Raw genomic sequence first — 21,039 nt, 5'->3', positions numbered from 1 at the left:
TACTTATGTCGTTTTCTTTTTTGAGTTATGCAAATCCTACCTATACCGATGAGCTTCCGAGTTATCAAAAGGTTTCTGGTGTTTCTGATACCATTTCATCGGTAGGCTCTGATACTTTAGCCACACTCATGACATTGTGGGCTCAAGAGTTTCAATCTATTTACCCTAACATTAATATGCAAGTACAAGCCTCTGGTTCTTCGACTGCACCTACCGCATTAACGGAAGGGACGTCGCAACTAGGGCCAATGAGTCGTCCGATGAAAGCTAAAGAAATCGAGGCTTTTGAAAGGCAATATGGTTACCCACCAATACAACTTAAAGTGGCGATTGATGCGATAGGGATCTTTGTTCATAAAGATAACCCAATTAAAGGACTTAACTTTGAGCAATTGGATGCCATTTTTTCATCTACTATGCAATGTGGAGCGACGCGCTCACTCGATCGTTGGCAACAATTAGGCATTCAATCCGACTGGGCTCGATTAGGGTTTCAACTATTTGGTCGAAATTCGGTTTCTGGGACTTATGGTTACTTTAAGCAACATGCTTTGTGTGGTGGTGATTTTAAGCGTGGAGTGAATGAACAACCAGGATCGGCCTCAGTGGTTCAATCGGTTGCATCATCTATAAATAGTATTGGTTATTCTGGTGTAGGTTATCAAGTTTCTAAAGCGAGACTAGTTCCTTTAGCTCAAGAAGGGAGCGATTATGTAGCACCAACCAGAGATAATATCTTAACCGGGCATTATCCACTGGCTCGGTATTTGTATGTTTATGTGAATAAAAATCCACTTAAACCTTTGCCACGTAATGAAGCAGAATTTTTAAAGTTTATTTTTTCTAAGCAAGGGCAAATCGGCGTAGAAAAAGATGGCTATGTACCACTGTCATCAGAGTTAGCGGAATCAGAACTTAAGCTAGTTGGATTAAGTCTGAAGTGATCGCAAAGCTAATTATTATCTGCTCGTCCTGATAGATAATAACAACAGATAACGGCGTGGTTTTTCTGCAGATAAGCATGAAATTTCACGGAAATACCCAACTAAAATAGCCGAATCAGTAATGATTCGGCTATTTTAGTATTTATGAATAATAACGGTTAAGTGGCGTTTAAAATTTCAAATGCCAACCTGCATTTTTCCAGTAACTTTGTTCAGTTAAAAGATCGGCATGTAATAAGCGGTTTTCCTCTAACCATTCAGAATTGGAACTGGTGAGCTTCCATTTTTGGTAGTGGGCATTGTTCTCATCTTTTTCATGGTTACCATCCCCCACATCAACAATCGAAAGAGTTAAGGGCGCAAGCTCACTACTGCCTTTACGTTGACCATTAAGCACTATCGCTAAACGTAACATGGCAATTAACGGCAAGATTTGTTTCGGTTTATAAATAGAGAGTTCCGGCATTTCTTGTAGCTTTAATGCCTTTCGCTGGAAACGTACCAACGCCGCTAAAACTTGTTGCTGCTCTTGGTTAAAGCCTGGCATGTTGGTGTGTTGTAAGATGTACGCTGAATGGCGATGGAAACCTTTATAGCTAATGCTTAAACCCACCTCATGCAATAAAGCGCCCCAACTCAGTAAACTGCAAAGCTCACTGTTTGGTTCTATATCTAAACTTTTCCCCACTTGGTTTAAAAATAGCTCAGCTTGAGTACGCACATTATTAGCATGAACGAAATCGACTTGATGCTTGGTAGCCAAGTTTTCAGTGGTTCTCATTCTAATATCGGAACGTTGAAATCGTTCTTCCATTTCATACATTAACCCTTCACGTAAAGCGCCGTCGGAAAAATGCATACAATCAATCGAGAGTGATTTGAAGATAGCGTATAAAATCGCAACGCCTGCAGCAAAGACAGGCTTTCTATCATCGGTCAAGCCGTCTAGATTTATATCTTCAATTTGATCGAGCTGACATAATTCATCGATCAATTGTTTTAGGCGTTCAAGGGTAATTAAACCATCTTCATAACCAAGACCTATCAGCACTTCTCGAATGGCTTTGATGGTACCCGATGAGCCAAGCGCTGCGTCCCAGCCAAACTTTTTATAAGGTTGGCTTAATGATTCCAGTTTTTGTTCGACAGATAAAATTGCTTTAGAAAAGTTTTTCTTAGAAAGTTTGCCGTTATGAAAATACTTATTGGTATAACTGACGCAGCCCAGTTGTTTACTATTGAGTAAGTGAGGTTCGAAACCTTCGCCAATGATCATTTCGGTACTGCCACCACCAATATCGACCACTAATTTTTTTTCCCATTCTGGTTGAGTGTGGGCGACGCCTAAATAGATAAGACGAGCTTCTTCTACTCCCGGTATAACTTCGATTGGGAAAGGCAAAACATGCTTAGAGCGCGATAAAAATATATGAGCATTATTCGCTTGGCGTAGGGTATGTGTTGCTGCAATTCGAACATTTTCTGGGGAAAAATCGAGTAGTCTTTCCGCAAACATGGCAAGGCAATCTAAGCCTCTTTGTATTGAGGCATTATCAAGATTCATATAATCGTCTAAGCCATCAGCTAAACGCACTTGCTGCTTGTGGCGGCTAACAATTTGTAAACCATTTCCGATAACTTTTGCCACCACCATATGAAAACTGTTTGATCCAAGATCGATAGCCGCAATGTGTCTTATGTTAGGCTCTGTTGTGTTTGTTTCTTCCACATTCGGTTCGGTCATTGAGTTCATATTACTCCGTAGGCTCTGTTTTCTGACGTGCTTTCTTTTCAATTTGCTTTAAATAATCATAAATAGCAATTTGTGATCGTACTTTTTTTCGGTTACCGCGCGGCACATAAGTATTGCTCATCTCTTTATCAATGACTCGAGCTTTAACGGTATCAATAAAGTGTATATTTAAAATATCGATAATGCGCTGTTTTAAACGTGGAGAGTGCACAGGTGTTGCTACTTCAATTCGGTAATCGATATTTCTCGTCATCCAGTCAGCAGAAGAAATGTAGACTTTAGGATCGCCATCATTATCGGTCACCATTACTCGTGGGTGTTCAAGGAACCGGTCAATAATACTGATGATGGTGATGTTTTCACTGACCCCAGGGATCCCTGGAACTAAAGAACACATTCCGCGTATGATCATTTTGATCTTCACTCCCGCATTGCTTGCACCATAGAGTTTATTGACCAAACCTTTATCGACTAAGTTATTCACCTTTAAGGTGATGCCAGCTTTACGCCCTTCTTTAGCAATAGCAATTTCGCTATCAATCAATTTGTAGATTTGTTGGCGTGAATTACGCGGCGAAACCATTAATTGATTGAATCTAACTGGGCGGTAAGGATTTTCGATATAACCGAAGACATTGCGAACTTCATTGGTGATCAGTGGATCGGCGGTAAGCAATGCAAAGTCAGTGTAGATACGCGCAGTTTTTTCGTGGAAGTTACCTGTTCCAACATGGGCGTAGCGTTTTAATTCATCATCTTCACGGCGAGTAATTAATAATAATTTGGAGTGTATTTTAAGACCCGGGGCACCAAAAATAACGTGGACACCCGCATCGGTTAATAATTTTGCCCATTCGATATTCGCTTCTTCATCAAAGCGAGCTTGAAGCTCGACCACAACGGTGACTTTCTTTTTATTGTGGACGGCATCCATTAAAGAATTCATTAATTTAGAATTCTTAGCAACACGATAAATGTTGATTTTAATGCTGATCACTTTGGGATCGAACGATGCTTGGCGAACCAACTCGGTGATGTGATCAAAGCTATGGTATGGGTAATACAATAAAATATCTTGCGCGTTAATCGCTTCAAAACTATTGGGATAGCCATCAAAATCGGCACACTTGAGTGGTGGCAAAGGTTTGTTTTCTAAGTAATCACGTCCGACATTCGGGAAGCTCGTGAAATCTTTAAAGTTATGATATCGACCCCCGGGGATCAGGCTGTCATAGCTGGTCATGTTGAGTTTTTCACATAAAAACTTCAACAAATGTTCCGGCATATCACGTTGATACACTAAGCGAACTGGCATAGCGGTTAAGCGTTGATTGACACCATCGGACATTTGTTCAAGTAAGCTATGCTCAACTTCATGACGCAAATCGTACTCGGCATCACGAGTCATCGTCATGGTATAGCAATTGAGCTCTTCATATTCAAAGAAGCCTTTAAAAATATCATCTAGGCAAAAACGAATGATGTTATCTAATAAAATGATGGTTTTACGACGTTTGCCTTTTTGCTCCGGTACCATAATGAAGCGAGGAAGGTGATTTGTTGGTATATCAATCAGGGCAAAATTACGTTGTTCTTTATTGGTGATTTCGACCGCCAAATAAGAATGTTCATCTTTTAGGAAGCTTAAGACGTCGGTATCAGCGTTCATAAGAAAAGGCGTGATATGGGGAAGAACTTCACGCTCAAAATATTTTTTTATCCATTTTTGTTGGTATTCTTGCAGTTGTGATTCATTAACTAAAAAAATGCGGCGGCGAGCCATTTCGAGAATCAATTCGTTATAGAGCTCATCAAATCGTTGGTTGAGCCTCAATACTTTAGATTGCATTTTCGTTAATAAGTGTTTTGGGCTATCACTGCTTCCGCTTTCTTGACTGATCAAAATTCGGCGTTTGACGTCTGCAAAACGAACTTTGTAAAACTCATCTAAATTACTTGAAAAAATACCTAAAAACCGAACTCGTTCGATTAAGGGAACCGTTTTATCGGCTGCTTCTTGCAGTACACGTTCGTTGAAAGACAACCAACTAAGTTCTTTTTCAATGTAAAGTTTTTCTGAGCTCATTTTACTATCCAACTTGTAAAAATAGAGAAAAGGGAAGTTTCTATCCTAGAGTCCTTGGAATGTAGTGCTAAATTGTGACAGTTTTATTTCAGTGAGTGAAATTCCGCCCCCTAAATGTAATAAAATCAAGCATACTGCAAAGTGTAGTAATAAAAGTGTCACATATTCGACATATTATGTCATGAATCAAAAAAGGTAATGTGGAACATGGCTCAAGTAGATACTTTCTTTAAACAACGAGATAAAAGACGCTGGGTGACTGATCGCTTGGCGAGCTCGGTGATTAGACTTGGTGGTATCAGTGTATTACTGGCGCTTGTGTTACTTATTTTTTATCTCATTATCGTGATAGCACCAATTTTTTACCCAGCAAGCATCACATCGCTTGAGCACAAAACATTGCCCACATTTCAGGCAGAAAATCCTCCTGTTGCAGTTGGCATTGATGATGAAGGCAAAACCGCATTTACGTTTAGCAAACAAGGTCAACTTAGTTTTACGTATTTAGGCGAGAAAACGGGCAAGCCCGCCAAGTCATTATTAAAAATGAATATTACCACTGAGCCTACTGCTTTTAGATCGGCAGTTACGAATAGTCGTTGGTATGCTTATGCGACCCAGCGAGGGCAGATCATTGCAGTACACCCTAAGTTTTCGAATGTATTTACTGCTGATGGAAGGCACTCTTCTCCAAGCGTGAGTACGTTTGTACAAAATCCCGTTCAATTAGATAAGTCAGGGTTACCGATTACTTCTTTCGATTTTGCCATTAATGTTAATGACGCTATTTTTGTCGGCAGAAGTAGCAATGGAGATTGGCAGGCGGTAGCTTATTCTAAACCTAGCTTATTTAATCAAGCTCGAAGTGAGCCTAAATGGATTGAAAGGCGTTTACAAATGCCGCCATTAAAGATTCAGGTCAAAGATTATCGAGTGACGCCAGATGGTAAAACCTTGTATGTTTTATCTGAAAACGCCATTACGATACTAAAACGCCAAGCTAACCAATTTGAAGTGAGAGAAACTGTTCCTTTATCGACTACGGATAAAAACCGTCAAGGCGTTAGTTTAGAATTGTTGTCAGGGGCTTACTCTCTTTTATTGACAGATCAAAGCGGCCAAGTGTCGCAATGGTTTGATGTGCTAAAAAATGGTGAACGTCATTTTACTCATATTCGAGACTTTGCTTTATCTCCTAACGTTGAATTTTTACTACCTGATTATTACCGAAAAGGTTTTTATAGTTTCCACCAAAATGGTGTGGTGGAAAACTTTTACACCACATCACATGACCGATTATTGTCTAAACGTATCGAAGACAAGACGCCGTTAGCTGCGGGCACATCATCAAGTGAGAATTATTTAATTACTGCGAACCGAAACGGTTTGAATGTGTATACGGTCAATAATCCTCATCCTGAAATTTCATTTTCATCGTTATGGCAGAAAATATGGTACGAAGGTTACCCAAAACCTGAATACATTTGGCAATCAACGGCTGCTAGTAATGACTTTGAGGCTAAATTCAGCTTAGTTCCGATTGCCTTTGGTACACTTAAATCCGCTATTTTTGCGATGATTTTTGCTGTGCCTATTTCGATCTGCGGCGCGATTTATACCGCTTACTTTATGACGGCAAGAATGCGCCGCTATGTCAAACCTACCATTGAATTGATGGAGGCTTTACCTACCGTCATTATAGGTTTTCTTGCCGGATTATGGCTTGCCCCCATTATTGAAATGAATTTATTAAGTACGATTTTATTCATGCTGTTCTTGCCTATTGTGATTCTTCTTGCCGCATTGCTTTGGCATATGGCAAGGCAATTAATGGGTATCAAGGCACATCAAGGATGGATTGCATTAATGCTAATCCCAGTGGTCATCGGTTTCGGCTTGTTTGTTGTTGGATATGGGCATCATATCGAACATTGGTTATTTGGTGGGGATGTGCGTTTATTTATGGCGAATAATGGCATTAACTTTGATCAACGTAACGCGCTTATTGTTGGCTTTGCAATGGGATTTGCGGTAATTCCAACGATCTTTACTATTGCTGAAGATGCTATTTTTTCAGTGCCAAAACATTTATCTGATGGTGCGAGTGCGTTAGGGGCAACACCCTGGCAGTGTTTAACGACAGTGGTATTAGTAACGGCTTCTCCGGGGATTTTTTCGGCGGTGATGATGGGACTAGGACGGGCTGTTGGTGAAACCATGATTGTCTTAATGGCAACCGGTAATACACCTGTGATGGATTGGAATATTTTTGAAGGAATGAGAACACTTTCAGCCAATATTGCTATTGAAATGCCAGAATCAGAAGTCGGAGGTTCGCATTTTCGTTTACTTTTCTTATCTGCATTTTTATTGTTTGTGTTTACTTTTGTGGTGAACTCGATTGCTGAGCTCGTTCGTCAACGTCTAAGAGAAAAATACAGTGCCTTGTAATGTAAAAACGTCTGTCGTGAAGGCGTGACTATTATGATAAAAAATGGATTTGATTGGATAAAATCAGGTAACCCTTGGGTGTGGCTGACCGCTGGTGCAGTCAGTATTAGCCTTATTTCTGTATTGGGGTTGTTATTGTTAATTGGTTGGAAAGGGTTGGTCTACTTTTGGCCAACCCCTGTCTATCAATGGCAAGACGATAAAGGCGCTCTTCTTTTAGGGCAGATTTATCAGCGTGATTACGTGTCTTTGGATCAACTCTCCGATCATGATCGTCAGTGGCCTGATGCTGTGATTGACAAAGGGGAAGCTGAACGATTATCGATCAAAGTAGCAAACCGAGATCTCTACCCCCAAGATTTCCTTTCTGTTTTAGCTATTGACCTACACCAGCAACAAGTACCCAAAAATGTGGCGGTATTTGAAAGAACTCACAGTGGGGATTTCTTTGGCAGACCGATTATTCTGCTTGACGGAGAAAGTCATATTGAAAAAGATTTACCAAAGCATATTAAGTTGCTGATCAACAATGCGAATGACACTCGAGAACAAATCGATGATCTCCTGCAAGGGGACATGCATCAGGTGACATTGGAGCTTAATAAGCTAAATCTGCGAGTTAATACTCAATCAAAACACAATGCACTGACAGTAAAAGAACAAGGTGATCTTGTTCAGAGAAAAAAAACATTACAAACGCAATTTACTCAATTAGAGAAAAAGATAGCATCGCTACAAAACAGTTTGTCTCAACAGTTTATTGTGGTGGAAGACATGAGAGGTGAGCGTGTTTCTTTACCGGTGAATACGGTTTTAGATGCTTGGTATCCCAACAATATGAGCTTATCTGATAAAGTTGGGCATTGGCTGAATCAAGTGAAAAAATTTCTGCTTGATAACCCAAGAGAATCAAATTCGGAAGGGGGAGTATTTCCAGCTATTTTCGGTACGGTGTTGTTGGTTATCTTGATGTCTATCATGGTGATGCCACTTGGGGTTATTGCTGCTATTTATTTGCATGAATACGCGAGAAACACTGCGTTAACAAAATTAATACGCATATCTGTGGTGAATTTGGCAGGTGTTCCGTCGATTGTTTATGGCGTTTTTGGCCTTGGCTTTTTCGTTTACACCATAGGAAGTTCAATTGATGAATTGTTTTACTCTTCATCTTTACCCACCCCAACTTTTGGAACGCCTGGCTTGCTTTGGTCAGCTTTAACCTTGGCTATTTTAACATTACCTGTGGTGATTGTTGCAACAGAGGAAGGTTTAGCGCGAGTACCAAGCGCTGTTCGTCATGGTTCATATGCTCTAGGAGCCACTAAATTTGAAACACTATGGCGCATTATTCTGCCAATGGTAAGCCCTGCCATTATGACCGGGCTTATTTTAGCGGTTGCTCGTGCTGCCGGGGAAGTGGCGCCACTGATGTTAGTGGGGGTCGTTAAGCTTGCCCCGAGCTTACCTGTGGATGGGCAATTTCCATTCCTACATTTAGACCGAAAATTCATGCACTTAGGTTTTCATATCTATGATGTAGGGTTTCAAACTCCAAATATTGAAGCCGCTCGTCCTTTGGTGTTTGCTACATCATTCCTATTGATAAGTGTGGTGGTTGGGCTCAATATTACGGCTATTATGATCCGTAATAATTTACGTGAAAAATTTAGAACCTTAGGAAGTGATTAATATGTTTTCCATTAATTCGGCGTTAGGTTATGCCGAACCTCTCGATGTTAATCAACTTACCGATAACCAAACGGCCATTTCTATTGAAGGGCTGAATTTGTATTATCATCAAGCTCAGGCTTTAAAAGATATCACCATGAGGATTCCTAAAGGTCATGTGACGGCTTTTATCGGCCCCTCGGGCTGCGGCAAATCGACGTTATTACGCTGTATCAATCGCATGAATGATTTAGTGGAAGGTTGTCGAGTGGAAGGGGCCGTGAACTTGCATGGCAGTAATATTTACCACCCTAATGTGGATGTTGCGAGTTTGCGTCGTCGCGTTGGGATGGTATTTCAACGCCCGAACCCATTTCCTAAATCCATTTATGAGAATGTGGTTTATGGGCTTAGATTACAAGGTGTTAAAGATTCCCGCACTTTAGATGATGCTGTTGAACGTTCGTTACGGGCGGCGGCATTATGGAAAGAAGTCAAAGACAGGTTACATGAAAATGCGTTTGGCCTTTCTGGTGGTCAACAGCAACGTTTAGTGATTGCGCGAGCTATTGCCATTGAGCCGGAAGTATTACTCTTAGATGAGCCGACATCCGCTCTTGATCCCATTTCAACGTTAACGATTGAAGAGCTTATTTCAGAGTTAAAAACAAAGTATACCGTAGTGATTGTTACCCATAATATGCAACAAGCTGCTCGCGTAAGTGATCACACTGCGTTTGTTCACATGGGGCAGCTGGTGGAATACAGTGATACCGATTCAATCTTCACTTCGCCAAAAGTGAAAAAAACGGAAGATTATATTACTGGCCGATATGGCTAATATCGTAAAGGTTAAACAAGGAAGTCATTAGGATATTCATGATCACTGTTTGGTCAATTGGGTTTAAAAGGAAATAGTATGCAATTAGGTCGTCATATCTCAGGGCAGTTTAACGTTGAACTTGAATCGATAAGGACTCATGTTCTTGCGATGGGCGGCATGGTTGAAGAGCAAATTTCATTGGCATTGCACGCGTTGTATAAGCACGATTCTCAATTGGCGAGTAAGGTCAATCGTAACGAGAACAAAGTAAATCAGATGGAAGTGGCGATCGATGAGGCTTGTACTCGCATTATTGCTAAACGCCAACCCACAGCAAAAGATCTGCGCTTAATCATGGCGATCATCAAAACCATTACCGATTTAGAACGTATTGGTGATGTCGCAACTAAAATTGCCTACGTGGCGCAAGAGCAATTTCCAGCAAAACAAGATAGCTTGATTGTGTTGGTTGAAGCGTTTGGTCGCATGGCTGTTCATATGTTGCACCAAGTATTAGACGCTTTTGCTCGTATGGATGTTCAAGCTGCTGCTAAGGTTTATCACATGGATGATGAGTTGGATGCGGAGTATAAAAAAGTGCTGAATCAAACCATGAAGTTTATGATGGATGACCCTAGTTCTGTACCTAAAGTGATGCAAATAATTTCTTGTGCTCAAGCGATAGAAAGAGTCGGTGATCGTTGTCAAAATATTTGTGAGTACATCATCTACTTCGTGAAAGGCAAAGATGTACGTCACGATCCAGAATATTTGCAGTCGCTTCTTAACGAGTGATTAACAGGTTGTAATTGCGTGTTTAACTGCTTGGATAATCTTGGGGTTAGTCACAGGAATAGCAAAGTCATCTACAGAGTCTGAACCCATTTTGGCGCTGTCAGCAAGTACTTGCATGTGGCTTGGTCGAGTCGTCTTTCCAGACAAATGGACTTCATTAACTCCGGTGTGTTTAATGATGTTTGCTGCATTATCAATATTCACGCCCGCACCTGCCATAATTGAAAAGCGTCCCTTGGCCAATTTCACCATATCGGCAATAACATCGGTACCTTGCTCCGCAGTGCTAGCCAGCCCTGAAGTTAAAATACGTTCACAGCCTAATGCTGCAATATCTTCTATTGCTTGAGCATAATCACTGCATTGATCAATGGCACGATGAAACGTAACACCTAACTCCCCAGCTGCCTTCATTAAAGATTGAGCGGCTTGCATATCAATATTGCCTTGTGGGTTTAAAGTCCCAAATACCACACCTTGTAAACCCGCTTGTTTCGCCATGTGGATATCTTCGATCATGGATTCAATATCTTCTGTGCTGTAAAGAAAATCACCTTGGCGAGGACGGATCATCGCATAAACCGGCACGCTTGAGAGCTCAGCGGATTTTTTCATGAAACCATAGCTTGGTGTTAATCCCCCAAGGGCTAGGGATGAACACAGTTCAATGCGAGTAGCGCCACCGGAAATAGCAAGGTGAAGGGACTCTAAATTATCAATACAGACTTCCAATTGAATTGTCATGCGGCCTCTTGGCACTAAAAATGAAAACACTATTGTAGAAGATAAGGAGGGAAATAAAAATGATGGTGATCATGAAGGTATATAAGTCAGGAAGAATAGGGCTTCAAGGTATTGATATTGCTTGTTTTGTATTCTACAAACATAAAAAAGCCCACGCGAAGTGGGCTTTTTTGAGAATATCTAGGTTAGATTATTTCTTGCCTAGGTCATCTGAGTGCTCAGATAAGAATGCAGCAACACCTGTTGGCGATGCATCCATACCTGCTTTACCTTCTTCCCATTGTGCTGGACATACTTCGCCATTCTTCTGGTGGAAGTTTAGTGCGTCAACCATACGTAGCATATCGTCAATGTTACGACCTAGTGGAAGGTCGTTCACTACTTGGTGACGAACAACACCATCTTCGTCGATTAGGAAAGAACCACGGAAAGCAACGCCAGCTTCTGGGTGCTCAACATCGTAAGCTTTAACGATTTCGTGCTTAACATCAGCAACCAGTGGGTATTTAACTTGACCGATACCGCCATCAGCGATAGCAGTGTTACGCCATGCGTTGTGAGAGAATTGTGAATCGATAGAAACACCGATTACTTCAACGCCTTTCGCTTGGAAATCTTCAAAACGCTTGTCGAAAGCGATCAGTTCAGATGGGCAAACAAATGTGAAATCTAGAGGGTAGAAGAAAACTACCGCTTTTTTGCCTTTAGTGAACTCTGTAAAGTTGAATGCATCAACAATTTCACCGTTACCTAAAACTGCTGCAGCTGTGAAATCTGGGGCTTGACGACCTACTAATACCATTTTGTTGCTCCTAAATTTGGCTTTGATATATAAATACCCATGCGTCTTTGCGTGAGTATGTTTTAACGAGACAAACTATAGTACAAGTTATAGTATGAAAAAAAGCGAATTAAACCGATTAACTTAATCGAAAAAAACGATTATTGTTATTTTGTGATCTCATCGTAATTCTAACTGGAAATCATAGAAATTTAATATGACCAAGTGGCCTAGTTTAAAACAATTACATTATGTCGTGACCTTATATGAAACGCGACATTTTAGCGAAGCTGCGGAGCGTTGCTTTGTCAGCCAATCGACTTTAAGTAAAGGTATTCAAAATCTTGAAGAGCTCATTGGTTGCCCATTGTACGAAAAGAAAGACAAACGAAGTGCGCTTGTTTTTACATTGGCTGGTGAAAAAGTGGTGAAGCAAGGCCGAGAGTTACTTGCGAAAAGCCAAGACTTATTAGAATTAGGATCTTTATGCCAAGGCGGTAACATGCAAGGGCAGTTAAGGGTGGGGTGTATTCCAACCATTGCGCCTTTTTTACTAGGTAATTTGGTGCAAGAGATTAACTTACGGTTTCCACAATTAACGTTATTGCTACGAGAAGCCACCACCAGTAATTTATTAAAAGCCCTGCGTAATGGTGATTTGGATGTATTGATCTTGGCAATGCCGGTTGAAATCGATGGTATGGAATGTCGAATTGTTGGGCAAGATCCTTTTAGAATGGTGATCAGTCGCCAACAAGCCAATGAAATACGAACTCCGATTCGTTATGATGACTTGCCCGATGAGTCGGTATTTTTATTAGAAAATGAGCATTGTTTAACGGAACATGCGGTGTCAGCTTGTCGGTTGACCAAAAAAGAAAAAATAAATCCCTTCTCAGCGACCAGTTTGCATACTCTTGTACAAATGGTGGCAAATGGACTAGGGACGACCTTTATTCCTCAAATGGCGATTGATCATGGTTTACTTGATAATCAAAATTTAGTGGTGGTTGAACCGCCAGGTAAAAATGCTTATCGAGAAATAGGGTTAGTTTGGCGTCCTAGCTCGAACCGAACCGATACCTTTGAAATGCTTTCTGGCGTGGTCAAAGGATTACTCTGATTGGTTTGTTATTTCAGTGGTCAGTTTTTAGGTGTTTGATAACGGATTATAACGGTGAGCTAAACAGCCGGTTGTTGTATCCGTTTATTTTCTATTCATAACGATGTAAGACGATGATAATTAGAACCCTGTATGTTGATGTAAATCTACTCGAACATGCTATCAATTCTTGATATTACTGGCGGTAAGCCTATACTAGCGCTGAATTTATATACCGCTATTTTTGTACGTATTTATTGTTTAGCCTTAAGAAAGTGACCCTTCATGCAAGTATCTGATTTTGATTTTGACCTTCCTGATGAGCTTATCGCTCGTTATCCTCAGCCGCAACGCACCGCGAGCCGTTTACTTCAGTTAAATGGAAACACTGGTGAATTGAAGGATGGACAATTTACCGATGTGCTTGATTTAGTCCAAGAGGGCGATTTGGTTGTATTTAATAATACCAGAGTGATCCCCGCGAGAGTCTTTGGGCGCAAAGCGTCTGGTGGCAAAATTGAAGTGTTAGTTGAGCGTGTTATTGATGACAAAAGCATTCTTGCACATGTGAGAGCATCAAAATCTCCAAAACCGGGCAATGAACTTTTTTTAGGTGAAAATGATGAGTTTAAAGCCGTTATGGTGGCTCGCCATGATGCTTTATTTGAAATACGCTTTGATTCAGATAAAAGTGTATTGGATGTATTGAATGATGTCGGGCACATGCCGCTTCCTCCTTATATTGATCGCCCAGATGAAGATGCGGATAAAGAACGCTATCAAACCGTCTATAATGAAAAGCCGGGAGCAGTAGCTGCACCGACTGCGGGGCTACACTTTGATAATGAACTTTTAGATAAGATCAAGGCCAAAGGTGTGGAATTTGCTTATGTGACCTTGCACGTTGGCGCAGGAACATTTCAACCGGTTCGAGTGGACGACATTAATGACCATCACATGCATTCAGAGTATGTGGAAGTTCCACAAGAAGTGGTGGATGCGATTGCCGCAACTAAAGCCCGAGGTGGTCGAGTTATTGCTGTTGGCACGACATCGGTTCGCTCTTTAGAAAGTGCAGCGCAAGATGCCAAGCAAAAAGGCACTGAACTTGCGCCATTTTTTGGTGATACTGAAATCTTCATCTACCCAGGTTATGAGTATCAATTGATCGATGTTTTGATCACTAATTTCCACTTACCTGAATCAACACTGATTATGTTAGTGAGTGCTTTTGCCGGCTATGAGAACGTCATGGCAGCTTATCAGCACGCAGTAAATAAAGAATATCGCTTCTTTAGTTATGGGGATGCGATGTTTGTAACTAAACGAGACTCGTGATTACGAATCTCGTTACTCGAAACTCGATAAGCGAGTTTAGATTTCCGTTGGACTGTTTTTCCGACATTTTGGAGGTTTCGTGGAATACGAACTAATTAAAAAAGATGGTGTAGCTCGTCGCGGACGTTTAACGTTCAAACGAGGCTCTGTTGAAACGCCCGCATTTATGCCTGTAGGTACTTACGGTACTGTTAAAGGCATGACGCCTGAAGAAGTAAAAGATACTGGAGCGGAAATACTGCTTGGTAACACTTTCCACTTATGGCTTCGCCCTGGTCAAGAAATCATGAAGTTGCATGGTGATTTGCATGACTTTATGAATTGGCATGGCCCAATTTTGACCGACTCAGGTGGTTTCCAAGTCTTTAGTCTAGGCGCTATGCGTAAGATTACGGAAGAAGGGGTTCATTTCCGTAATCCAGTCAATGGTGATCGCATCTTTATGGATGCTGAAAAATCGATGGAAATCCAAAAAGATCTTGGTTCTGATATCGTGATGATCTTTGATGAGTGTACGCCATACCCTGCGACTCATGAAGAAGCTAAGAAATCGATGGAAATGTCATTGCGTTGGGCACAACGGAGCCGTGACCATTTTGATAAATTAGAAAACCCGAACTCACTATTTGGCATCGTCCAAGGTGGTGTGTATGGCGATTTACGTGATGTATCGGTCAAAGGCCTAACTGAAATTGGTTTTGATGGTTATGCGGTTGGTGGACTTGCCGTTGGTGAGCCAAAAGAAGATATGCATCATATGCTTGAACATACTTGCCCTCAACTGCCGGAAGACAAACCTCGTTACTTAATGGGGGTTGGCAAACCGGAAGATTTAGTTGAAGGTGTACGCCGTGGTATTGATATGTTCGACTGTGTAATGCCGACACGTAACGCGCGTAACGGGCATCTGTTTGTGACAGGTGGCGTGGTTAAGATCCGTAATGCATCACATAAAACGGACACATCACCTCTCGATCCACATTGTGACTGTTACACTTGTAAGAATTATTCAAAGTCGTATTTGCATCATCTTGATCGCTGTAATGAAATTTTAGGTGCACGCCTAAATACCATTCATAACTTACGTTATTACCAACGTTTGATGGCTAGTATTCGTAAAGCAATCGATGAAGATCGTTTTGATGAATTTGTACAAGAGTTTTATGCACGACGTGATCGCGAAGTGCCACCACTACAAAAAGAAATAAGAAGCAGCGCACAATAAGCTGAAATTCTTAACTTTGTGAGTGAGTTAAGTTCTCGCTTTACCTTGAAAAAGGGAAAGCGAAACCCAATTATTAAACCAATTATTAAATTATAGAAAAGGAAATGTTTTAATGAGCTTATTTATTTCTCAAGCACACGCTTCAGCTGCTGGTCCTTCTGCTGGTGGTGGTTATGAAATGTTCATCATGCTTGGCATGTTTGCTGTCATCTTTTACTTCATGATTTACCGCCCACAAGCGAAACGTGTAAAAGAGCACAAAAACTTAATGGCATCTATGGGTAAAGGCGACGAAGTACTTACCAGTGGTGGCTTAGTAGGTAAAATTGTTAAAGTTTCAGACGACAATGACTACATTTTGTTAGCACTGAATGAAAATAACGAAATTACAATTAAAAAAGACTTCGTTACGGCTGTGCTACCTAAAGGTACGCTTAAATCTCTTTAATTATAGCTAGCTATAAAAGCTAAAGGATACTCGCTGTGCTAAACCGTTACCCGTTATGGAAATATCTGATGGTGGCTGCAGTCATTCTCATCAGTGCGCTGTATGCGCTTCCAAATCTTTACGGTGAAGATCCAGCTGTACAAGTCACTGGGGCGCGTGGCGCCTCAGTTGACATGTCAACACTGGATACTGTTAATACCGTATTAAAAGAAAAGAATATCGACCCAACTTCAGTGGCCTTAGAAAATGGCTCTGTGCTTGTTCGATTTAAAGATACTGATGCACAAATTAGTGCGCGTGATTTGATCACTCAAGCAATGGGTAAAGATTTTGTTGTTGCTTTAAACCTAGCTCCAGCAACTCCCGCTTGGATGGATAGCATTAGCGCAACACCGATGAAACTAGGTCTAGATTTACGTGGTGGTGTTCACTTCTTAATGGAAGTGGATATGGATGCTGCGATGGATAAATTGGTTGGCCAACAAGAAGAATCTTTCCGTAGTGAACTTCGCGATGAGCGTATTCGTTATCGTGGCATTCGTCCAACAGATCAAGATGGTGTTGAAATTGTTTTACGTAATGCAGAGCAATTAGAAAAAGCCAAAAGCCTTCTTGCTGATAAACACCGTGATATGACCTTCACTGAAGGCAATAATAACGCACTTATTGCTAAGTTTACTGACGCTCGTTTACTTGAAATTCGTAATTATGCCGTTGAGCAAAATATCACGATTTTACGTAACCGTGTAAATGAATTAGGTGTAGCAGAACCATTGGTTCAACGCCAAGGTGCAAGCCGTATTGTGGTTGAATTGCCAGGCGTTCAAGATACCGCTCGTGCAAAAGAAATTTTAGGTGCGACAGCAACGCTTGAATTCCGCGAAGTGGATGATAAAGCCGATTTGGCCGCTGCGGCTGACGGTCGTGTTCCACCTGGCAGTGAGGTGAAGTTTGATAAAGATGGTCGCCCAGCTGTATTGAAGAAACGTGTGATTTTAGGTGGCTCAAGCATCACCGATGCAAGTTCAAGTGCAGATGAATATGGTCGCCCACAAGTGAACATTTCATTAGACAGTGAAGGTGGCAGTAAAATGTCAGACTTCTCTAAGAAAAACATCGGTAAGTTGATGGCAACCGTATTCACAGAATACAAAGACAGTGGCCGTCGTAATGCTGAAGGTAAAGTTGTACTGACTAAACACGAAGAAGTGATTAATCAGGCGACAATTCAGTCTGCATTAGGTCGTAGCTTCCGTATTACCGGTATCGATTCTCAAGCTGAAGCTCATAACCTTGCTTTACTATTGCGTGCAGGTGCTCTAATTGCGCCTATTTCTATTGTTGAAGAGCGTACAATTGGTCCATCAATGGGGCAGCAAAATATCGATAAAGGTATGCAAGCCTGTATTTGGGGTTTAGTCGCGGTAATGTTATTTACTCTGCTTTACTACCGTACATTTGGTCTGATTGCCAATATGGCACTTGTGGTTAACTTGGTGTTGATCATCGGTATTATGTCGTTAATTCCAGGGGCGACAATGACGCTACCCGGTATTGCCGGTATTGTATTGACGGTCGGTATGGCGGTGGATGCGAACGTACTGATATTTGAGCGTATACGTGAAGAGCTAGCGGAAGGGCGCAGTCCTCAACAAGCGATTCACCAAGGTTACGCTAATGCCTTTAGTACGATTGCCGATGCAAATATCACGACATTGATTACAGCTATTATCTTGTTTGCGGTTGGTACTGGCGCAATTAAAGGTTTTGCGGTGACTTTATCTATTGGTATTTTAACTTCTATGTTTACAGCCATCATTGGCACACGTTGTGTGGTCAATTTGATGTATGGCGGCAAGCGTAATCTGAAAAAACTGTCGATCTAAGGAATAGTCATGTTTCAAATATTGAAAGCTCGCCAAGCGATCGACTTCATGCGTTGGTCTAAGTTTGCCTTTGTGTTTTCTGGACTCATGATCGCAGCGTCTTTGTTCACAATTTCAACCAAATGGTTTAATTGGGGCTTGGATTTTACCGGTGGCACGTTAATTGAAGTTTCGTTTGAACAACCAGCGAACTTACCTGTACTACGTGAAGCGCTTGCAAAAGATGGCTTTGCCGATGCAACAGTCCAAAACTTTGGTTCAGCCCATGATGTGATGGTGCGTATGCGCCCTCGTGAAGGCACTAAAGGTGAAGTGGTTGGCAACCAAGTTTTAGAGTCGTTAAAAAAAGGAAGCGGTGACCAAGTTGAGCTGAAGCGTATTGAATTTGTCGGTCCGAATGTGGGCGGTGAATTAGCAGAAGCTGGTGGTTTAGCTATTCTAATTTCGCTACTTTGTATTTTGATGTACGTATCTATGCGTTTTGAATGGCGTTTATCTGCTGGTGCGGTATTAGCATTAGCACATGATGTCACGATTACTTTAGGTGTATTCTCCTTCTTACAAATCGAGATTGATTTAACAATTGTTGCCGCTTTGCTAACGGTAGTCGGTTACTCATTGAATGATACCATCGTAGTATTTGACCGTATCCGTGAAAACTTCCGTAAAATTCGTAATAGCGAACCATGGGAAGTAATGAACCATTCAATTACCCAAACGTTAAGTCGTACCTTGATTACCTCTGGTACTACGTTGTTCGTGGTTATTGCATTGTTTACTCAAGGTGGTGCGAACATTCATGGCTTTGCATTAGCCTTGCTGTTGGGTATTACAGTCGGTACGTATTCATCGATTTACGTTGCGTCTGCATTAGCCTTGAAACTTGGTTTGACTCGTGAGCATTTAATGCCAGTTCAAATTGAGAAAGAAGGTGCTGATCAAGATACAATGATGCCTTAATAGGTCATCTTTAATAAAAATGAAAGGCTTTGAATTTAGGTTCAAAGCCTTTTTATTTTTAAGGCTGTTTATCGAATAGTTAATCATTTTGAATGATGGTTATTTTTGAGTTGAATGTCGAGCTATGAGAAATGAAAAGTGAGAACAGCTGTATCTAAGTTTCTGATTCCTTAAATAAAAAAGCCCGCTGAATATTTCAACGGGCTTTTTATCAAATGATGTTGAGATGAATTATTTCATCATGCCTTCATTAGCATGTTCACGAACGTGTTTAAGAATGTTCTTCACGCCACGAGCACTTGAACCAACAAGGTTGCCTGATGCTAGGTAGTTAGTACCACCAGAGAAGTCTGTTAAGATTGCGCCAGCTTCACGTGCAATCAGTTCACCTGCAGCGATATCCCAAGGTTTTAATCCTAGCTCGAAGAAACCATCAACACGGCCAGCAGCAAGGTAGCATAAATCAAGAGCAGCTGAACCAGTACGACGGAAGTCTGCACACTCTGTGAATAATCCACCAACAATTTTAACAAAGCTTTCAGCGTGTTGTTTTTGCTTGAATGGGAAGCCAGTCGCTAGAATTGCGCCGTTCAAATCTTTAATAGGATTGATACGAAGGCGAGCGTTATTTAACTGTGCGCCAGAACCGCGCTGTGCTGTGAATAGTTCATTACGGATAGGATCATATACACAAGCAACTTCTGTTTTACCGCGCATACGCACCGCGATAGAAACAGCAAAGTGTGGGAAGCCTTTCACGAAGTTATTAGTGCCATCCAGTGGGTCAATGATCCATTGAACATCTGTATCTTTACCGTCAATAGAACCGCTTTCTTCACCAATGATGCAGTGATCAGGGTAAGATTTTTTGATGGTATCAATAATCAGTTGTTCTGCTTCTTTGTCGATATTAGTGACAAAGTCATTCTGACCTTTTTGAGTTGTTTCAATTTTGTCAGTATTTTCTGCAGATTTGGCAATATGATTGCCAGCCATTCGTGCAGCACGAATTGCAATATTTAGCATAGGATGCATATAGTTTTCCCAACGGATGTTAAAGAACGAAAAAGCGGCGAGCAGTATACCAGAGTTTATCCAAATAGAAAGCGTCTATTTTTTGTTCAGTTGTTGATCTGAGAATGGAAGGAAAAGGTCATTTTATTTTGAGTTATGGTATCATCCTGCCAATTTTTCACGTTAACGATGAATACCATGTTAGATAATGTAAAAGTAATTTTAGTGGGAACATCCCATTCAGGTAATATTGGATCTGCCGCGAGAGCGATGAAGGTCATGGGTTTAACTGAAATGGTTCTAGTCTCTCCCCAATGTTCGGTTGATGAACAGACGATGTCTTTAGCTTCTGGTGCTGGTGATGTTGCCCAACATGCAAAAATCGTTGATACCCTAGAAGAAGCTGTTTCTGATTGTGCTTTGGTTGTAGGTTCAAGTGCGCGCTCTCGCACTCTTGAGTGGCCGATGTTGGAGCCAAGAGAGTGTGGCGTTAAATTTATTCAAGAAGCTGAAAAAGGCAAAGTAGCTTTAGTCTTTGGCCGTGAAAGAACAGGTTTAACAAATGATGAACTACAAAAGTGTCATTATCATGTTTGCATACCCGCTAACCCTGAATATAGTTCATTAAATCTTGCTATGGCCGTTCAGACTTTAAGCTATGAAATACGTATGGCTTGGCTGGAAAAAGAAGCGCAACAATATTCAGCTCCAGTTGAAGAGGAGTATCCTCGGCATAAAGAATTGGAATTGTTTTATCAGCACCTTGAAAATGTCATCCTCGATACCCAATTTATAGCTAAAGATAAACCCAATTTAGTGATGAATAAATTGCGTCGTCTTTTCAGTCGCGCTAGACCTGAATTGCAAGAATTGAATATGTTAAGAGGTATCTTAACCTCAGTTGAGAAGTCGATTTCGGATAAAAAATAGGCACTTGCGAATACTTGACTAAATTAGTAGGTTTAATACTTGACTAAATTACTATGGTATGAAAATATAGTGTCCACATACTTACTGT

At 41.0% G+C, this 21,039-nt stretch carries 17 protein-coding genes; 12 read left to right on the top strand and 5 right to left on the bottom strand.

What is annotated here, in order from left to right; translation table 11 throughout:
- Nucleotides 1-5 precede the first annotated feature (5 nt).
- On the top strand, nt 6-944 hold the full coding sequence (locus A1QC_RS02745) for a phosphate ABC transporter substrate-binding protein PstS family protein (RefSeq protein ID WP_241796515.1): 939 nt from the start codon (nt 6-8) through the stop codon (nt 942-944).
- Nucleotides 945-1,113: 169 nt separating this feature from the next.
- Here A1QC_RS02745 and ppx read toward each other — a convergent pair whose 3' ends face one another.
- Together ppx and ppk1 are read right to left on the bottom strand one after the other, a co-directional pair.
- Nucleotides 1,114-2,697 carry an exopolyphosphatase gene (ppx, locus tag A1QC_RS02740; RefSeq protein ID WP_017024481.1) on the bottom strand — a complete coding sequence of 528 codons (1,584 nt, stop codon included), beginning with the start codon at nt 2,695-2,697 and terminating at the stop codon, nt 1,114-1,116.
- Between the two features lies 1 nt (nt 2,698).
- Nucleotides 2,699-4,783, bottom strand: a complete 2,085-nt coding sequence (gene ppk1, locus A1QC_RS02735) for a polyphosphate kinase 1 (protein ID WP_017024480.1) — start codon at nt 4,781-4,783, stop codon at nt 2,699-2,701.
- Between the two features lie 207 nt (nt 4,784-4,990).
- Here ppk1 and A1QC_RS02730 point away from each other — a divergent pair, with 207 nt between their 5' ends.
- From A1QC_RS02730 to phoU, 4 genes are all read left to right on the top strand, one after another.
- Nucleotides 4,991-7,234, top strand: a complete 2,244-nt coding sequence (locus tag A1QC_RS02730) for an ABC transporter permease subunit (protein ID WP_017024479.1) — start codon at nt 4,991-4,993, stop codon at nt 7,232-7,234.
- Nucleotides 7,235-7,267: 33 nt separating this feature from the next.
- Nucleotides 7,268-8,926, top strand: a complete 1,659-nt coding sequence (pstA, locus tag A1QC_RS02725) for a phosphate ABC transporter permease PstA (protein ID WP_017024478.1) — start codon at nt 7,268-7,270, stop codon at nt 8,924-8,926.
- A gap of 1 nt (nt 8,927) precedes the next feature.
- Nucleotides 8,928-9,746: a phosphate ABC transporter ATP-binding protein PstB gene (gene pstB / locus A1QC_RS02720; protein ID WP_017024477.1), complete on the top strand. Its 819-nt coding sequence runs from the start codon at nt 8,928-8,930 to the stop codon at nt 9,744-9,746.
- Nucleotides 9,747-9,824: 78 nt separating this feature from the next.
- A complete protein-coding gene (gene phoU, locus A1QC_RS02715; protein WP_017024476.1) occupies nt 9,825-10,523 on the top strand; it encodes a phosphate signaling complex protein PhoU in 699 nt (232 codons plus the stop codon).
- Here phoU and A1QC_RS02710 read toward each other — a convergent pair whose 3' ends face one another.
- Entirely contained in the window at nt 10,524-11,267 is a 744-nt protein-coding gene (locus A1QC_RS02710; RefSeq protein ID WP_017024475.1) for a copper homeostasis protein CutC, read from the bottom strand.
- 190 nt (nt 11,268-11,457) lie between these two features.
- Entirely contained in the window at nt 11,458-12,069 is a 612-nt protein-coding gene (locus A1QC_RS02705; protein WP_017024474.1) for a peroxiredoxin C, read from the bottom strand.
- A gap of 196 nt (nt 12,070-12,265) precedes the next feature.
- Here A1QC_RS02705 and A1QC_RS02700 point away from each other — a divergent pair, with 196 nt between their 5' ends.
- The 6 genes from A1QC_RS02700 (at nt 12,266) to secF (ending at nt 19,007) form a co-directional block, all read left to right on the top strand.
- Nucleotides 12,266-13,171 (top strand): hydrogen peroxide-inducible genes activator, encoded by a 906-nt coding sequence (locus A1QC_RS02700; RefSeq protein WP_017024473.1) that lies wholly within the window; start codon nt 12,266-12,268, stop codon nt 13,169-13,171.
- A 264-nt stretch (nt 13,172-13,435) separates the two neighbouring features.
- Entirely contained in the window at nt 13,436-14,488 is a 1,053-nt protein-coding gene (queA, locus tag A1QC_RS02695) for a tRNA preQ1(34) S-adenosylmethionine ribosyltransferase-isomerase QueA (RefSeq protein WP_017024472.1), read from the top strand.
- A 79-nt stretch (nt 14,489-14,567) separates the two neighbouring features.
- Entirely contained in the window at nt 14,568-15,713 is a 1,146-nt protein-coding gene (gene tgt / locus A1QC_RS02690) for a tRNA guanosine(34) transglycosylase Tgt (protein WP_017024471.1), read from the top strand.
- A 112-nt stretch (nt 15,714-15,825) separates the two neighbouring features.
- Entirely contained in the window at nt 15,826-16,161 is a 336-nt protein-coding gene (yajC, locus tag A1QC_RS02685; RefSeq protein WP_017024470.1) for a preprotein translocase subunit YajC, read from the top strand.
- Between the two features lie 35 nt (nt 16,162-16,196).
- On the top strand, nt 16,197-18,047 hold the full coding sequence (gene secD, locus A1QC_RS02680; RefSeq protein WP_039836239.1) for a protein translocase subunit SecD: 1,851 nt from the start codon (nt 16,197-16,199) through the stop codon (nt 18,045-18,047).
- A 9-nt stretch (nt 18,048-18,056) separates the two neighbouring features.
- A complete protein-coding gene (gene secF, locus A1QC_RS02675; RefSeq protein ID WP_017024468.1) occupies nt 18,057-19,007 on the top strand; it encodes a protein translocase subunit SecF in 951 nt (316 codons plus the stop codon).
- A gap of 231 nt (nt 19,008-19,238) precedes the next feature.
- On the opposite strand, the gene suhB is transcribed toward secF, so the two are convergent.
- Nucleotides 19,239-20,042, bottom strand: a complete 804-nt coding sequence (suhB, locus tag A1QC_RS02670; RefSeq protein ID WP_017024467.1) for an inositol-1-monophosphatase — start codon at nt 20,040-20,042, stop codon at nt 19,239-19,241.
- 177 nt (nt 20,043-20,219) lie between these two features.
- On the opposite strand from suhB, the gene trmJ reads away from it, so the two are divergent.
- Complete coding sequence (trmJ, locus tag A1QC_RS02665; protein WP_026025734.1) at nt 20,220-20,951, top strand: tRNA (cytosine(32)/uridine(32)-2'-O)-methyltransferase TrmJ; 732 nt, start codon at nt 20,220-20,222, stop codon at nt 20,949-20,951.
- Nucleotides 20,952-21,039 lie beyond the last annotated feature (88 nt).

It is taken from the genome of Vibrio rumoiensis 1S-45, assembly GCF_000286955.2.
Taxonomy (GTDB): domain Bacteria; phylum Pseudomonadota; class Gammaproteobacteria; order Enterobacterales; family Vibrionaceae; genus Vibrio; species Vibrio rumoiensis_A.
Note: the sequence above shows the minus strand (reverse complement) of the source record. Positions and strands in the feature narration are given on the sequence as shown.

Coding starts and splice junctions, on each gene's coding strand:
- secF (WP_017024468.1), top strand. CDS start 18,057: ATGTTTCAAATATTGAAAGCTCGCCAAGCGATCGACTTCATGCGTTGG.
- trmJ (WP_026025734.1), top strand. CDS start 20,220: ATGTTAGATAATGTAAAAGTAATTTTAGTGGGAACATCCCATTCAGGT.
- pstA (WP_017024478.1), top strand. CDS start 7,268: ATGATAAAAAATGGATTTGATTGGATAAAATCAGGTAACCCTTGGGTG.
- A1QC_RS02700 (WP_017024473.1), top strand. CDS start 12,266: ATGACCAAGTGGCCTAGTTTAAAACAATTACATTATGTCGTGACCTTA.
- A1QC_RS02745 (WP_241796515.1), top strand. CDS start 6: ATGTCGTTTTCTTTTTTGAGTTATGCAAATCCTACCTATACCGATGAG.
- A1QC_RS02730 (WP_017024479.1), top strand. CDS start 4,991: ATGGCTCAAGTAGATACTTTCTTTAAACAACGAGATAAAAGACGCTGG.
- yajC (WP_017024470.1), top strand. CDS start 15,826: ATGAGCTTATTTATTTCTCAAGCACACGCTTCAGCTGCTGGTCCTTCT.
- A1QC_RS02710 (WP_017024475.1), bottom strand. CDS start 11,267: ATGACAATTCAATTGGAAGTCTGTATTGATAATTTAGAGTCCCTTCAC.
- ppx (WP_017024481.1), bottom strand. CDS start 2,697: ATGAACTCAATGACCGAACCGAATGTGGAAGAAACAAACACAACAGAG.
- phoU (WP_017024476.1), top strand. CDS start 9,825: ATGCAATTAGGTCGTCATATCTCAGGGCAGTTTAACGTTGAACTTGAA.
- A1QC_RS02705 (WP_017024474.1), bottom strand. CDS start 12,069: ATGGTATTAGTAGGTCGTCAAGCCCCAGATTTCACAGCTGCAGCAGTT.
- ppk1 (WP_017024480.1), bottom strand. CDS start 4,783: ATGAGCTCAGAAAAACTTTACATTGAAAAAGAACTTAGTTGGTTGTCT.
- pstB (WP_017024477.1), top strand. CDS start 8,928: ATGTTTTCCATTAATTCGGCGTTAGGTTATGCCGAACCTCTCGATGTT.
- queA (WP_017024472.1), top strand. CDS start 13,436: ATGCAAGTATCTGATTTTGATTTTGACCTTCCTGATGAGCTTATCGCT.
- suhB (WP_017024467.1), bottom strand. CDS start 20,042: ATGCATCCTATGCTAAATATTGCAATTCGTGCTGCACGAATGGCTGGC.